Consider the following 647-nt stretch of genomic DNA (forward strand, 5'->3'; position numbering starts at 1 on the left):
ACCGCCCCCGCCGGGTGTGTATTATGGGCCGTATGGCGCGCCGCGCCCGTATTACTGACCTTTGGCGCCAGCCTGTAGCGTCAGGGCCGTAATGGCCTTGCGCACAGTGGCCACGTGGTTCGTGACCTTGACCTTGCGCCAGGCCTGAACGAGGTGGCCGGTGGCATCGACAAGGAAGGTCGCGCGTTCGATGCCCATGTATTTGCGGCCATACATCGATTTTTCCACCCACACGCCGTAGGCCTCGGTCACGCTTCCATCCGCGTCGGAGGCGAGCGGGAAGGTGAGGGCATGGTCGGCTGCGAATTTTTCAAGGGCGGGCATGCCATCGCGCGAGACGCCGATCACGTTTACGCCGTCCTTGTGCAGGTCGGCCAGGGCAGCCTCGAATTCGCAGGCTTCCTTCGTGCAGCCCGATGTATTGGCCTTGGGGTAGAAATACAGCACGAAGGGATGACCCTTCTCGCCCTTGAGGCTGACCGTGCGGCCACCGCTTGCGGCCATGTCAAAATCGGGGACGGCGCTGCCGGGTTCGGGAAACGCGATGGAAGCCTTGCTCATGACCTGCCTTGCTGCTGCGGGTGCGGGGGCCATGTCACGTGCTGGCCCCGGCGGGGTTGAAACGGGGGTGATCATGCAACGCTTCA

1 protein-coding gene is annotated in these 647 nt (G+C 63.5%); it reads right to left on the minus strand.

What is annotated here, in order from left to right; all coding sequences use genetic code 11:
* Positions 1-51: 51 nt before the first annotated feature.
* A complete protein-coding gene (locus HNW77_RS17260) occupies positions 52-561 on the minus strand; it encodes a peroxiredoxin (RefSeq protein ID WP_172159324.1) in 510 nt (169 codons plus the stop codon).
* Positions 562-647: the final 86 nt, after the last annotated feature.

The sequence above is a fragment of the Komagataeibacter melomenusus genome (genome assembly GCF_013155395.1).
In the GTDB taxonomy this organism is placed as follows: domain Bacteria; phylum Pseudomonadota; class Alphaproteobacteria; order Acetobacterales; family Acetobacteraceae; genus Komagataeibacter; species Komagataeibacter melomenusus.

Excerpts from the sequence above, each read along its gene's own strand:
- HNW77_RS17260 (WP_172159324.1), bottom strand. The coding sequence starts at position 561 with ATGAGCAAGGCTTCCATCGCGTTTCCCGAACCCGGCAGCGCCGTCCCC.